Annotated in this window: 13 protein-coding genes; all 13 read left to right on the top strand. The window is 46.0% G+C overall.

Annotation, left to right across the window (positions count from 1 at the left end; genetic code table 11):
* The first annotated feature begins 1 nt into the window (after position 1).
* Positions 2-463 (top strand): D-aminoacyl-tRNA deacylase, encoded by a 462-nt coding sequence (gene dtd / locus MKY92_RS23255; RefSeq protein ID WP_339297813.1) that lies wholly within the window; start codon positions 2-4, stop codon positions 461-463.
* Between the two features lie 76 nt (positions 464-539).
* On the top strand, positions 540-707 hold the full coding sequence (locus tag MKY92_RS23250; protein ID WP_221824760.1) for a hypothetical protein: 168 nt from the start codon (positions 540-542) through the stop codon (positions 705-707).
* Positions 708-972: 265 nt separating this feature from the next.
* Positions 973-1,479 (top strand): type 1 glutamine amidotransferase domain-containing protein, encoded by a 507-nt coding sequence (locus MKY92_RS23245; protein ID WP_339297812.1) that lies wholly within the window; start codon positions 973-975, stop codon positions 1,477-1,479.
* A 104-nt stretch (positions 1,480-1,583) separates the two neighbouring features.
* Positions 1,584-2,030, top strand: coding sequence for a hypothetical protein (locus MKY92_RS23240; RefSeq protein ID WP_339297811.1), 447 nt, complete (start codon positions 1,584-1,586; stop codon positions 2,028-2,030).
* Positions 2,031-2,657: 627 nt separating this feature from the next.
* Entirely contained in the window at positions 2,658-3,926 is a 1,269-nt protein-coding gene (locus tag MKY92_RS23235; RefSeq protein ID WP_339297810.1) for an SEC-C metal-binding domain-containing protein, read from the top strand.
* A gap of 821 nt (positions 3,927-4,747) precedes the next feature.
* Positions 4,748-6,001 carry a histidine--tRNA ligase gene (gene hisS, locus MKY92_RS23230; protein ID WP_336765248.1) on the top strand — a complete coding sequence of 418 codons (1,254 nt, stop codon included), beginning with the start codon at positions 4,748-4,750 and terminating at the stop codon, positions 5,999-6,001.
* Positions 6,002-6,214: 213 nt separating this feature from the next.
* Complete coding sequence (aspS, locus tag MKY92_RS23225) at positions 6,215-7,993, top strand: aspartate--tRNA ligase (RefSeq protein WP_076329184.1); 1,779 nt, start codon at positions 6,215-6,217, stop codon at positions 7,991-7,993.
* 17 nt (positions 7,994-8,010) lie between these two features.
* Positions 8,011-8,769, top strand: a complete 759-nt coding sequence (locus MKY92_RS23220; protein WP_339297809.1) for a tRNA threonylcarbamoyladenosine dehydratase — start codon at positions 8,011-8,013, stop codon at positions 8,767-8,769.
* Between the two features lie 438 nt (positions 8,770-9,207).
* Positions 9,208-10,506: an NCS2 family permease gene (locus MKY92_RS23215; RefSeq protein WP_339297808.1), complete on the top strand. Its 1,299-nt coding sequence runs from the start codon at positions 9,208-9,210 to the stop codon at positions 10,504-10,506.
* A 73-nt stretch (positions 10,507-10,579) separates the two neighbouring features.
* Complete coding sequence (locus tag MKY92_RS23210; protein WP_339297807.1) at positions 10,580-12,379, top strand: ABC transporter ATP-binding protein; 1,800 nt, start codon at positions 10,580-10,582, stop codon at positions 12,377-12,379.
* A 146-nt stretch (positions 12,380-12,525) separates the two neighbouring features.
* The gene (locus MKY92_RS23205) at positions 12,526-13,191 is read left to right on the top strand and encodes a TetR/AcrR family transcriptional regulator (protein WP_339297806.1); all 666 of its coding nucleotides are present in this window, start codon (positions 12,526-12,528) and stop codon (positions 13,189-13,191) included.
* A gap of 36 nt (positions 13,192-13,227) precedes the next feature.
* Positions 13,228-14,019, top strand: coding sequence for a DUF4097 family beta strand repeat-containing protein (locus MKY92_RS23200; protein ID WP_339297805.1), 792 nt, complete (start codon positions 13,228-13,230; stop codon positions 14,017-14,019).
* A gap of 15 nt (positions 14,020-14,034) precedes the next feature.
* Positions 14,035-14,205, top strand: a complete 171-nt coding sequence (locus MKY92_RS23195) for a hypothetical protein (RefSeq protein WP_339297804.1) — start codon at positions 14,035-14,037, stop codon at positions 14,203-14,205.
* Positions 14,206-14,268 lie beyond the last annotated feature (63 nt).

The following is a 14,268-nucleotide window of genomic DNA, read 5'->3' as shown; positions in this document are numbered from 1 at the left end:
GATGAGGGTGCTTGTACAACGTTGTAAAGAGGCTCAGGTGACCGTGGGAGACGAGCTTACAGGTAAGATCGAATCCGGATTAATGCTGCTCGTAGGCATTACCCATGAGGATACCGAGAAGGATGCCCAGTATTTAGCTGACAAAGTGAGTGGGTTGCGGATATTTGAGGATGATCAGGAGAAGATGAATCTTAGCCTGCTTGATGTAGGCGGTGCTGTATTGTCTGTTTCCCAGTTCACCCTGTACGGAGATTGTCGCAAAGGTAAGCGTCCGAGCTTTGCGGCTGCGGCCCGACCTGAGGGGGCAGAACTGTTATATGAAACGTTTAATCAACTACTACGGGATAAAGGTATACAGGTTGAAACCGGGCGTTTCGGAGCGATGATGGATGTAACATTTACCAACTGGGGACCCGTGACTTTAATGCTTGAAAGTCCGGTTCGTCAGGAATCAGGTGCATAATTTCATAGGGTTCAGGCCATAATAAGGGATAATTCGTTGATGACTATTTCATGATCAAAGGAGTACCCATCCAATTATGCGCCAATCTGCGAAAGAAACACGTACCCGTACAGAACCTTTGTTACTCCCTGGCAACCTGTATGAATCATTGCACCTTGCTCGTTCGGCTGCAGAGTATGTTGCAACGATCTGGGCACTCCAGGATTCGGACAAAGGGAAGAAGAGTCATCTTCCGCGATCTTGAATGTTTACACAGGTATATAAATATCCGATATTTGGATTATACAGATTCTAAAAAGTCCTGATTCCTTCCCGAATCAGGACTTTTTGTCGTGAGTTGATTCTTTTAACTATTCGTTTGAGGACTTCGTCACAAAATGAAATTACACCCAATTGTTATAAATTGCTCTGGTGAGGGTAATAACAAAACGAGGCACAACGAAGTGCCAATGTACTGCAAGACCCGATTTTATAAAGAAAGTTCGAACACGGAAAGGAGAACATACGTTATGAGTAAAGTTGCTTTTTTATTGGCGAATGACTTTGAAGATTCGGAGATGCAGGTCCCGTATGACGAAGTAAAAAAAGCTGGACATGAAGTGGAGATTATCGGATTAAAAGCCGGTGAAACCCTTAAAGGTAAAGGAGGAAAGGCCTCCTATACCACAGATAAGGCGATTGGTGATGTATCCGCTTCAGATTATGATGCTGTCGTGATTCCTGGTGGATCATCCCCAGAGAATTTGCGAACGGATGCGCACATCTTGAAGTTCGTCACCGAGATCAACAGTGCGAAGAAACCAATTGCAGCGATCTGCCATGGTCCGCAAATTTTGGCTAGTGCCGGTCTGTTGAAAGGCCGCACCATTACATCCTATCCACCACTTAAGGATGACATGGTAAACGCAGGAGCAGAGTTCAAGGATCATGAGGCCGTTGTGGATGGAAACTATATTACATCCCGAACACCCGAAGATGAGCCAGCGTTTGTACGTGAACTGCTAAAAGTTATATAACTTCGGCCAGTACAACTGACATACATGGATGTATCTTAACTACGTTACATCGTGGGGTTACGAAACTTCACGTTGCATTTCATTCCGAAAAAGGAGGGTTTGACATGACAAAACATATTCAGGCGTATTTTCGAACCGAAGACGAGGCAGAGGGAGCAAGAACTTCACTTCAGACGTTCCGTACAGAACACTTGGAAGTAGGTCAACTTGATAGTGCGATAGGTAGAGACACGCGTGTTATGGTGCCACTGGTGCCTTATAATACAGCAGGTGGCGTAGGTACCAACGGAGCAATGGGTGTAGGTGCAGCCCCTGGTGTTCCAGCCAGCGAAAATGTGATCCCTGTGGTAGCCAATGTGGACCGTGATGCAGAACGGGATTCTCGTGACAGAGTGAATGAGGATGGAGACATGCTGAATGCCGCGGATGTGTCTTCGGCTGATTATGATGATCTGCATTATGTTCTGTCTGCCAAAGTAAGGGATGAGGATTATGACGAGATTGTTCATAAGCTTCGTTCCAACCATGCCTATGTGGAAGAGTTGAATTAACGTGTAGATACTTCTTTGGCCCTTGCACTGCTTGACTACAGAGTCGAGTAATGTGCAGGGGTTTTTAATTATGAATATATTAAAAAATCACATTTATAAAGCGCTATCATTTTTGTAATATTACTGTAATATTAGTTACATAAGCCTTTAACATAGTGGGCTTATAATAACACACATGACCCCCTTTTTTTATATATCCTTTGAGCCTGCACACCGTGTGCAGGCTATTTTTTTTGAGCTGAGAATGTATATGTTTTGGTCGAAGCTTACCCCTTTATTGAATTTTTGCTAGAATAGAGGAATGGGTTTAATTTTCTAAAGCGAATTGGTTTCATAGTTGGGTTACATTGGACGTAAATCAAGCTTCCTGAGATTGGGCTCAGGAGACTCCAATTCTATGACAGTGAGTATGAGGAATTCATCGCCAGAGTGATCGGTCATATTCCAGATGAACATATACTCGCTGAAACGGCCCCGCCCTTAATAAGTACGGGGCAGCCGTTTCTGCTTGATCGATGGAATTTGAAAGTTATATAGAATGCCTCGTTTGAGAAATGACACCTACAATGCTAAAGCAACAGAGTTCTCATGCGAATGGCTAGAGACAGATTTAAGGGGGAATTAGTTTTGAGTAAGGTTGGAAGAAATGATTTATGCCCATGCGGTAGTGGGAAAAAATATAAGAAATGTTGTCTGAACAAGGAGTCCTCTGCTGTAGAATCCATACTGGGGATAATATCAACGGAGCAACCGGTTCGGGAAGCCTCCATTCAGCCTGAGAGCAAACTGACCTTGACCAAGCTGAAAAAGATGGTGGCAAGCGATTTGAAATGGGAGCACCCGGCTCACGAACAGCTGGCCCTGCAGACTATTGAGAACATGAGGAACCAATACGAGCCAGAGGTAATTTTGGAAGCTCTGGTGCTATGGAACGGCTACTCCCGTCAGACCCGCCCTACTGTGAAGAAGACAGGCTCGTTCTCTGCTGCAATTGAGTATTTGCTGTCCGAGGAATACGGCTTCAATGTCTCAAAGGCTGAGCTGGCTGATAAATATGAGGTAACGACAGGCACGATCTCCCGGAAGGTTAAGGAGATGAATAGTTACATCGAAGAATACGGCATGGGCGGTGAAACGGACGAGTTATTGATGCTGAACGGTCCAGGCACATCGAAAGACAAATCACAGGCTCTGCTGTCTAAGGCGAGGGAAGCGAGCTCTTCCAAACGGAGAGTACATCTGGCGGAAACAGCGCTGGAGATGTATCCTGACAGCTCTGATGCGTATCTTATTCTAGCTGAGGAATCGGACAATGAGAATGATGCACGATCTTACCTCAAGGAAGGAATCGCTGCTGGCAAACGTGAACTGGGCGAACTGTTCTTTGAGGAGAACAAAGGGGACTTCTGGGGGCTTCATGAGACTCGTCCCTATATCCGGATATGTAAAAGTTATGCCGAATCCTGCTGGTTTGGTGGAGATACGAAAGAAGCAGCACAGATCCTGGAGCATATGCTAGAGCTTAATACGGAAGACAATACCGGAGCGCGTTACCTGCTCGCTGCTGTGTATTTGTACAGTAACCAATTGGAACAGGCAGAGCAATTGCTGGAGGAGTATGGAAGAGGTGACGCCGCAGCGGCCTTTGCCTATGACAAGATTATTCTGGAGTATAAGAAAAACGGAATCACCTCCCAGCTCAAAATGCTGTACCGTGTGGCGCGGGGTGTGAACAAACATGTGCCTGATTACCTGTTGGGTTTGAAGCGATTGCCGCATAACCTCCCTGACTTTGTCGGAATGGGCGACTCCGACGAAGCGATTGAATATGTCATTATGCATTCCCGTTTATGGGCGAGCGCGCCGGATCTGTTGAAGTGGATGCTGCAACAATAGAGGAATAAAAAGCGAATAGAAGTTGGAATTCATATGATGAATCCAGCTTCTATTAGCCATATTTTCTGTGGACTCCTCATACCATGCTGTGTGTGTGCAAAAATTTCTAGAGCTATCTTTTCGTGTTAACCCTTGACTTTAGCACTGCGGTTCATTACAATCAGAAAATAATACGTTGACTACAGTCAATACAAGTCGATTTTTGAACTATATTACTGATTTGATGACGGGACCAAGTACTCCGTGCCCACATGACCAGAGAGGAATCCCAAGGCTGTAAGGATTCTCTTGATGAGCGGACGAATGACTTCCCCGAGAACAGACGGCGAACACAGCAGATATGATCTGTTGACCAGTAGCTGGCCTGCGCAGGACGTGCGTTACACGTAGAGCGGAATATCTGCTTGATCAGAATGCCTTAGGCAATTCTGAATCACAGAGATCACCTGAACGGCTAAAGTGTCAGGTTTCCGGAATGTGGGTGGTACCACGGGTGAATGTATATTACACAATCTCTCGTCCCTTTGTTTGCTGTATACACAGCGACAGGGCGAGGGATTTTTTTGTTATATAAGTTGATTTAAAAGAAATACACGAAAACGGAGAGGGCAGAAAAAACCTGTAAAAGCGAAGCATTCGCCTAAAAGCTTTCTGAAAGAAAGCTACTTCGGAAGCATATGCTATCACCGGATTTCCACATTATAAAATTAATTCAAAAAATCTGGGGATAACAGCGATTGTAAGGTTGTTCTGTCCGCGCAGTGATCACGTGTAGAATTTTTTAACTTTTAGAGAAAAAAATCAATGCTGGAGGGATCAAGATGGCTTTTCAAAAACCGACTGGAACGCAGGACTTACTGCCTGGAGTTGTCGAGAAATGGCAGTACGTAGAAGAAAAAGCACGAGATCTGTGTCGACGGTTTAATTACCGTGAGATTCGTACACCGATCTTCGAACAGACTTCTTTATTTGTACGCGGTGTAGGAGAGACTACCGATATCGTTGAGAAAGAAATGTATACCTTTGACGACAAAGGCAATCGCAGCATGACTCTTCGTCCGGAGGGAACAGCGGGTGTTGTCCGTGCGTATGTAGAGAATAAAATCTACGGTGAACCGGATGTAAGCAAGCTCTATTACATCGGTCCGATGTTCCGGTACGAGCGTCCGCAGGCAGGCCGTCAGCGTCAGTTCCACCAGTTTGGTGTAGAAGCCATCGGTGCCCTGGACCCGGCAATTGATGCGGAAGTAATCGCACTGGGCTACCAATTGTGTGTAGAGCTCGGCTTGAAGGATGTCAAAGTGGAGATCAACTCTGTTGGTAACTCGACCAGCCGTGCAGAATATCGCGAGACGTTACTTGGATTCCTTAGACCGATGAAAGACAGCCTGTGCAAGGACTGCCAGTCCCGCATGGAGCGAAATCCATTACGTGTGCTCGACTGTAAAGTCGATCAGGACAAATTCGTAGGGGCCCCGTCCATACTGGATAGCCTGGATGAAGAGTCTTTGAATCACTTTGCCAAACTGCAAGCATACCTGGATGATTTCGGTGTAGATTATGCTGTGAACAATCGTCTGGTACGGGGCTTGGATTATTACACACTGACTGCTTTTGAATTAAAAGCCCAAGGGATTGGAGCGATAGATACGGTCGGCGGCGGTGGTCGGTACAATGGTCTGGTTGGAGATATCGGCGGACCTGATCAGCCTGGCATCGGCTTCGGTATTGGTCTGGAGCGTATCCAACTGATTCTGGAACACCAAAATATTGAGGTTACTACATTGGCTCCACTGGATGTATACTTTGTTGCTCTGGGAGAGGCAGCTGATCGTGAAGTGAACCGTCTGTTGTTCAAACTTCGTCAGTCTGGACTGTCTGGTGAACGTGATTATCTGGGCCGCAAGATGAAAGCACAGATGAAATCAGCTGACCGTTTCAAATCCCGCTATACCGCCATCCTTGGTGACGACGAGCTGGAGCGTGGTGAGATCGCCCTCAAGTCGATGGATACGGGTGAGCAACAAACCGTGAAGCTTGATGATCTGGTAGCAGCCATTCGCGAAAGTAAATAAGCACGAACTGTAACATGGAGATTAAAACTTTCGAGTAACATATTGATCCGGCAAAATTATTGAGGTTCGTCGACGTTTCCAACGAATTGGGAGTTGGTGAGCCAGAGGTAACGAGCCTTTTCGAATACATGGTCTACACGTAACCGGACTGTTAAAGAGCAGGTAATAAACTGCCCATACAGAACGGAAATTCACATAATGAGGAGTTTGGTTATGAAAAGAAGTCATCATTGCGGCGCATTAACACCCGCACACATCGGTGAAACAGTAACATTGAACGGTTGGGTTCAGACCCGCCGTGACTTGGGGGGCGTACTCTTCATCGACCTGCGTGATCGCAGCGGGATTGTACAAGTTGTCTTTAACCCGGCTTATTCCGGTGAAGCTCTGCAAATCGCAGATCGCGTACGTAGCGAGTATGTTATCGCTGTAACGGGTAAAGTTGTTAAACGTGATGCAGAAACAGTTAACAAAAACCTGCCTACAGGCGAAATTGAAGTTCAAATTACAGAAATCGAAGTGCTGAACGCGGCAAAAACACCTCCATTCTTCATTGAAGATGGTGTTGAAGTCGACGAATCCCTTCGTTTGAAATATCGTTACCTGGACCTGCGTCGTCCGGAAATGTTCGAAACACTGAAACTGCGTTCCAAAGCATCCAAAGTGTTCCGTGACTACCTGGATGGAGAAGAGTTTGTTGAAGTGGAAACACCAATCCTGACTAAGAGCTCCCCGGAAGGTGCGCGTGATTATCTCGTACCAAGCCGTGTACATGAAGGTGAATTCTTCGCCTTGCCACAATCCCCACAAATCTACAAACAATTGCTGATGGTGGGTGGCGTTGAGCGTTATTATCAGATCGCTCGCTGTTTCCGGGATGAGGATCTGCGTGCAGACCGTCAACCAGAATTCACTCAAGTCGACATCGAGACTTCCTTCCTGCAACAGGATGACCTGCTGCCAATGATGGAAGAACTGATGGCCAAATTGCTGCGTGAAACGAAAGGTATTGAGCTGGAACTGCCTTTCCAACGGATTACGTATGCAGATGCGATGGGTAAATACGGTTCAGACAAACCAGATCTACGCTTCGGTATGGAATTGGTTGAAATGAACGATATCGTAGCCAACAGTGGGGTTAAAGTATTTGCTTCTGTCATCGAAAAAGGTGGAGAAGTGAAAGTGCTGAACGCCAAAGGCTGTGGTACATGGAGCCGTAAAGAGATCGATGATCTCGGACCATTTGCTGCACGTTACGGTGCGAAAGGTCTGGCTTGGATTCAAGTGAAAGACGGCGAATTCAAAGGGCCAATCGTGAAGTTCTTCACGCCTGAAGAAATCGAAGCGGTCAAAGAACGTACAGGTGCTGAAGATGGCGACTTGTTGCTCTTCTCCGCAGACACGAAAAAAGTGGTTGCTGACGTTCTGGGCGCATTGCGTCTGAAAATCGGCCGTCAACTTGGACTGATCGATGACAGCAAATTCAAATTCGCTTGGGTTGTGGACTTCCCACTCCTCGGATATGATGAAGATGCGAAACGTTATGTGGCAGAACACCATCCGTTCACACGTCCAAAAGACGAAGATGTACATCTCTTTGACACTGATCCGGGTGCAATCCGCGCTCAAGCCTATGACCTTGTTCTCAATGGTTATGAAGTAGGTGGCGGTTCCATGCGTATCTACAAACGTGATGTTCAGGAGAAAATGTTTGCTGCCCTTGGACTCTCACCAGAAGTAGCGAATGAGAAATTCGGCTACCTGCTGGAAGCATTCGAATATGGAACTCCACCGCATGGTGGTATTGCCTTTGGTCTGGACCGCCTCGTGATGTTGCTGGCGGGCCGTACGAATCTGCGTGAAACGATTGCCTTCCCGAAAACGGCAAGTGCAACGGATCTGCTCATGAATGCACCTTCCGAAGTGGATGATTCTCAATTGGAACAACTTCACATCCGTGTAGCCCGTAAACCGGTAGCGGAAAAGAAATAAGGAGGCATCGATTCTCAATGCTCCATCAATTTTCAAGAACAGAACTTGCGATCGGACCTGAAGGTCTGGACGCATTGAAGAATAGTACAGTCGCTGTGCTCGGTATTGGCGGCGTAGGTGGAATTGCTGTAGAAGCTCTTGCCCGTAGCGGCGTTGGGCGCATCATTCTGATTGATAAAGACGTTGTGGACATCACCAACATTAACCGCCAGATTCATGCGCTGACCACGACAGTGGGGCAGAAAAAAGCGGATCTGATGGTGGAACGTGTGAAACTGATCAATCCGGAATGTGATGCGATTGCCCTGAATATGTTTTATACGGAAGAAACGTATGAGGAATTGTTCAAATATGAACTGGATTATGTGCTGGATGCATCCGACACAATTATCTACAAAATCCATCTCATTAAAGAGTGCCTCAAACGTAAAATCCCGATGATTTCCAGCATGGGTGCGGCGAATAAAATGGACCCGACGAAATTCCAGGTTGCGGATATTTCGAAAACGACCATGGACCCGATTGCCCGTGTTGTGCGGACGACACTTCGGAAAGACGGCATTAAAAAAGGTGTGAAAGTGGTCTTCTCGACTGAAAAGCCGATGAAACCGCGCGAGGACGTAACACAAAAAATCGTTCCCGAGAATGCTCCGGAAATTCGTAAGGCTAAACAGCCACCTGCGAGTAATTCATTTGTGCCTCCGGTAGCTGGACTGATTATGGTCAGTGTTGCGATTAAGGATTTGTTAGAGATTGCAGAGAACGAGCAGCAGTAACTTGCTGCCAACTGAAGAAGCGTGGATGCTGATAAGGCATCTGCGCTTTTTTGTGTGATCATACTTCGCAAGAGCGGAGCGGGTGGGACGTCAATCGTCTATGATAGCCGAACTGTAACCCAAGATAAATGTCAGAGTTACGTCATGTACTTCAAAGTCAAAACCGTGTATGATATTCACTGCTGCGCGAAATGATGATACATACATAAAGAATTTGCGGCCATATAGGTTCAACTTAACTTTTTACACGAGAACGGAGAGGACAGAAAAAAGCTGGAGAAGCGAAGCGTTCGCCTTTATCACCGGATTTTCCCCTTGGAGAAGGAAATGCAAAAAATCTGGGGATAACAGCGATCGAAAGGTTATTCTGTCATCGGAGTGGCAAGTGTAAACATTCTTTAGTTGAATTTATAAATAGAGAGAGGGGAATAGAACGAAATGAAACACGGATGGATGACCAGACGTCTTGGCATGGAGCCAGGAGACCGGTGGAAGAAGGAAGTTGTGGCGGGAGCCATTTCCTATTTTGCCGTGGTCTATATCGTTATGGTCAATGCTACAATTCTTTCCGATGCCGGGATGCCCTTGCAGGCGGCCATGGTTGGAACATTGCTGACGTCCATTGCAGGCTGTTTGCTCATGGCATTTGGCGGAAAATCACCGATTATCGTGGTACCCGGAATGGGGATTAATGCATTTTTTACGTATACACTCGTACATTCCATGAAATTAAGCTGGCAAGAAGCGCTGGCCGTTGTAACCGTTACAGGTATACTTTTTGCCATTGTTGCGTTTACGTCATTATACAAAATGATCAGCGAAGCAATTCCGAAAAATTTGCAGCATGGGATTACGGTGGGAATTGGTTTGTTTCTGACATTTATCGGTTTGCAAAAAAGTGGAATCGTCATCGCACACCAGACTACGTTTGTTGCGATTGGGCACTTCAATGATCCGAATGTCATTACAGCCTGCGTTACACTGGTGATTGCCTTGATTTTATTTATACGAAATGTACAGGGGGGACTTCTGATCAGTATTCTGGTCGGGACAGGTCTTGCCTATGTACTTGGAGCAGTGAACCCGGGTGAATCCGTATCAGCGATGGATGCGCTGCGTCAATACGGTGGGTTGTTTGGCGAATTGTCTTTGATGAAGCTGGCTGATGTCGCGTTTTGGATCGCGGTATTTTTGCTACTGCTAATTGTGGTGTTCGAAAATATCGGATTAATTACGGCTCAGACACAGATGATTGGTCGTCCAGAGCGGTTCAAAGGTAGTCTGCGTGCTCTATCCATTAGCACCGTGCTGGCAGGTGTATTCGGAAGTAGTCCTCCGGTTGCCGCAGCCGAAACTACAGCTGGAATTGCTGCAGGCGGTCGCACAGGTTTGACTCCGCTCGTTACAGCCGTGTTATTCGGAGCTACTTTTTTCTTCATCCCGCTGCTCGGTTACATTCCGGACAGTGCAATTGCTCCCATTTTAATCATTATTGGTGGCCTGATGGTGCAAGGTGTGAAAGATATGGATTTTGGTGACTTTACAGAGGCATTCCCGGCATTTCTGATCATGGTCATGATTCCATTTACATATAGCATCGTGGACGGTATGGCGTTTGGATTTATTGCCTATCCATTAGCGAAGCTGGCAGCAGGTCAAGGTAAACAGGTGCCTGTGGTCATGTATGGCATTTCCATCCTCTTTTTAGCCAATTTTGTGTTGCATGGAGTTTTGTAATAACAAAAGGCAACGTCATGTAAGTTCATACGTATGATCTCTGGTGAGCAGATGGAGAACGGGAGGAACGGGAATGGAAGAGCAGCAACAAACAGGGCAGAATGAACCGAAGGTAGGAAAAAAGGGATTTAAGGATTTCGTCAAGCTTATCGCTTCCACGAACCCGCCAAAACTGATTTTGATTCTTGCCCTCATCTTGACCTTGATTCAGACAACAGCCGGACTGATCGTGCCATTGATGACCAAAGGTCTGATTGATGGACTAACCACTTCGGCACTGAACAAATCTGTGATTTTATTGTTGCTGGGGGCATTTGTGATTCAGGCGATTGCCTCGGGTATTAGCATTTATATGTTAAATTACGCCGGACAACGCGTGGTCGCAACACTTCGCACCAAGCTGTGGAACAAGGTATTGTCGCTACGAATGCCATATTTCGATCGTAATCGGACAGGCGATACAATGAGCCGGATTACGAATGATACAAGCCAGATCATGACGTTGATCGCGGATTATCTGGTTTCCTTTGTGTCGAACATCGTTGCTGTTGTAGGTGGCGTGGCGTTACTGTTCTATTTGGACTGGGTGATGTCGCTCATTATTCTGAGTCTGGTGCCACTTACGCTGTTGATTCTGTTGCCGGTCGGGAAGAAAATGTACAAGATCTCCAAGAAACAGCAGGATGAGATGGCAGGTCTTACGTCCGTGCTCAGTCAGGTTATTGGCGAGATCCGCTTGGTGAAAGCTTACGGAACGGAGAAACAGGAAGTGGAAGCAGGAGATTCCCGGATTCGTAAAATGTTTGCTTTTGGCTTGCAGGAAGCGCGCATTCTTGCTCTGATCGGTCCTTTGTTTACATTTGTCATGACTGCCGTTCTAGTCGTTATTCTGGGTGTGGGGGGAATGCGCGTAGCGTCTGGACTGTTGTCGCCTGGTGAACTGGTTGCGTTCATTTTACTGTTGTTCCAGGTCATTATGCCAATGGGACAATTCACGACGTTATACTCCCGTTTGCAAAAAGTCGTAGGTGCAACGGAGCGCATACAAGCGATCCTTGCTGATGAGGAAGAGCCACATGACAGCACCAAGGTAGCTCCAAAAGGAAATAAGACGATTGCATTCCATGATGTACACTTTTCCTATGTCACAGGTGAGGAAGTGCTGCACGGGATCAATCTGACGGTACCTACACAAAAAGTGACAGCCATTGTCGGTCCCAGCGGTAGCGGCAAATCAACACTGTTCTCCTTGATGGAGCAGTTTTATATGCCCGATTCAGGCCACATTTCGTATGGGGGACAAGCCATAACGGATTATTCTTTGGCCTCCTGGCGCAGTAAGATCGGGTATGTGTCTCAGGAAAGTCCCCTCATGGCGGGTTCAATCCGAGATAATATGTCCTACGGATTAAACCGGGAAGTGACGATGGATGAGATCAGAACAGCGGCAGAGATGGCGTATTCGGCAGACTTTATCGACAAGCTGCCACAGGGATATGACACGGAAGTGGGCGAGAGGGGAATCAAGTTATCCGGGGGACAACGCCAACGGATTGCTATTGCTCGTGCCTTACTGCGCAGTCCGGATATTCTCATGTTGGATGAAGCGACATCCAGTCTGGACAGTACCTCGGAGTATGAAGTACAACAGGCTTTGTCCAACCTGATGGAAGGCAGAACCACAATTGTGATCGCGCACCGATTGTCCACAGTAGTGGATTCCGATCAGATTGTTGTATTGGAGCATGGACATGTTACCGGAACAGGAACTCATACGGAATTAATTAGCAATCATCCGGTATACCGTGAATTAGCGCAGAAACAGTTTGTGGCACAGGAAGGCAATGCAACTACAGTACAAAACGAAGAGTAATTCTCATTAATGCAGGGTCTCCGTAATACCCATGAGGTATTTCAACGGAGATCCTTTTTCTTTTTCTGAAATTCCTCATATCGACAGTAAGACCAACATACTCTATATTTTAGATACCGACCGTTGGTATGTAAAAGGAGGAACTTATGGCCAGAAATAAATACCCTGAGCAGACACTGGACCTGATTCTGGCAGTCTCAACTCAAATGTTTACTGAAAAGGGATATGAAAAGACCAGTATTCAAGACATTATAGATGAATTAGGTATGTCCAAAGGTGCAATATATCATCATTTCAAATCCAAGGAGGATATCCTTAGTGCAGTGATGGAGAAGGAGCTTGGGCGGGCAGAAGACATGTTTATGGAACTCATCCAGAACACGCATGCTCCGAATGCCAGACAGAAGCTCATCAGTATTTTGGAAAATATTATCGTTGATCCTGGCATCCAGTCTAACTCAATAGATCAGGTGCTTAGCACTCAGATCAAGAATCCGCAGTTTGTACTTGGTGGAATCAGGAAGGGTGTTCTAAAAGATGCACGAAATATTGCCAATATTATGGAGCAAGGCAAGGAAGATGGGTCCATTTCAGTTGAATTTCCTTTGGCATGTGCAGAAATCTTCATGTTGCTCGTCAACATCTGGATTAATCCCTTACTTTTTGGCAGAGATCAGGAACAGACATTGGAAAGGCTTAAGTTTTTGCAACACATGATGAAGCTCTTGGGGGCGGATATCGTAAGCGAACAGCTCATTCAGCGAATTACGAATCGGCATGCTAGCACAGGAGGATATGCGGAGGCGGAATAAACATACACCTGATTGTTTGAAATGGAGAGGGAAAAGATGTTGAAAAGTATTGAGCTTGCCATATGCAAGAGCATAGACATTGATCAATCCATTCATGATATACAGTTAAATTGGTTGTCAGGAGATATCAGAGTTCTTCCGAGTGTGGATGAACTTATCCACGTCATACAATCTGCGGATGCGTGGTTTTCCAAGCGAAGGCTGATGCAAGTTAACATACGAGGGGATACCTTAAGCATTGTGGACGGGAGAAAAAGGAGAGGCCTCGTTGGAATAAATATTGGTAGAACAGCATTGGAGATTCAGCTTCCTGATCGGGTTTTTGATCGTATTTTACTAAACTCCATAGGAGGACACCTCCGGTTGAATCGGCTTCTGGCCACTCGCTGTCAATGTAAGATCACCTCAGGTCGTGTAGACCTATCAGGGAGGATGGATGAGCTTGAACTGTGCGCATTGGCATCCGTAGTGAAAGGGCAGCACCTTAGTGCAGATAAATTCAATCTTCAATCCAGTTCAGCCAAGATAGACATTTCGGGGGAGTTTAGTCACTTGCAAATTACCACAATAGGCAGAAAATTAAATATGGACTGTCTCAAGATGCCGGAGAAATTACATTCCGTATCCACAGGGGCAAAGGCAGTGGTTTCCATCCCAGATAACGAAGGTTTCCAAATTATACTTAAAGAAAGATCAGGAGCATTAAAAAGTGAATTTGATCTGACTCCCCTTCATGGGGACAACAATAATCTAATACACAAAAGTGGGAAAAGTGAATTCCAAATGGATATTCGAGGAGGAGCTTTTCATCTGAAATCCAGGAAATGAGAGGCGGCAGATATAATGGCTGGTTGGATCGTAGGAATTAGCTTTTCCACCATCGTACTGCTAATTGGGATTTACGGCGCATTGAACAGTAGGCGCAGGCAGGCCAGAAACAAGTGGGCCTGGTGGTTTATTTTGTTCGGTTGTTGTGCGCTTGTCAGTGCCATCATTAATTATCAATTCAGATGAGCCTCATATATTACAAAAGTAAGCCTACAAAACGGATGTGGCTTTCAATTGCCCTATGTGATA

The organism is Paenibacillus sp. FSL R5-0623, from assembly GCF_037974265.1.
Lineage (GTDB): Bacteria > Bacillota > Bacilli > Paenibacillales > Paenibacillaceae > Paenibacillus.
This window is presented reverse-complemented; position numbering and strand designations above follow the sequence as displayed.

Bases quoted from the DNA above. Each gene is read 5' to 3' on its own strand.
- dtd (WP_339297813.1), top strand. From the start codon at position 2: ATGAGGGTGCTTGTACAACGTTGTAAAGAGGCTCAGGTGACCGTGGGA.
- MKY92_RS23250 (WP_221824760.1), top strand. From the start codon at position 540: ATGCGCCAATCTGCGAAAGAAACACGTACCCGTACAGAACCTTTGTTA.
- MKY92_RS23245 (WP_339297812.1), top strand. From the start codon at position 973: ATGAGTAAAGTTGCTTTTTTATTGGCGAATGACTTTGAAGATTCGGAG.
- MKY92_RS23240 (WP_339297811.1), top strand. From the start codon at position 1,584: ATGACAAAACATATTCAGGCGTATTTTCGAACCGAAGACGAGGCAGAG.
- hisS (WP_336765248.1), top strand. From the start codon at position 4,748: ATGGCTTTTCAAAAACCGACTGGAACGCAGGACTTACTGCCTGGAGTT.
- aspS (WP_076329184.1), top strand. From the start codon at position 6,215: ATGAAAAGAAGTCATCATTGCGGCGCATTAACACCCGCACACATCGGT.
- MKY92_RS23220 (WP_339297809.1), top strand. From the start codon at position 8,011: ATGCTCCATCAATTTTCAAGAACAGAACTTGCGATCGGACCTGAAGGT.
- MKY92_RS23215 (WP_339297808.1), top strand. From the start codon at position 9,208: ATGAAACACGGATGGATGACCAGACGTCTTGGCATGGAGCCAGGAGAC.
- MKY92_RS23210 (WP_339297807.1), top strand. From the start codon at position 10,580: ATGGAAGAGCAGCAACAAACAGGGCAGAATGAACCGAAGGTAGGAAAA.
- MKY92_RS23205 (WP_339297806.1), top strand. From the start codon at position 12,526: ATGGCCAGAAATAAATACCCTGAGCAGACACTGGACCTGATTCTGGCA.
- MKY92_RS23200 (WP_339297805.1), top strand. From the start codon at position 13,228: ATGTTGAAAAGTATTGAGCTTGCCATATGCAAGAGCATAGACATTGAT.
- MKY92_RS23195 (WP_339297804.1), top strand. From the start codon at position 14,035: ATGGCTGGTTGGATCGTAGGAATTAGCTTTTCCACCATCGTACTGCTA.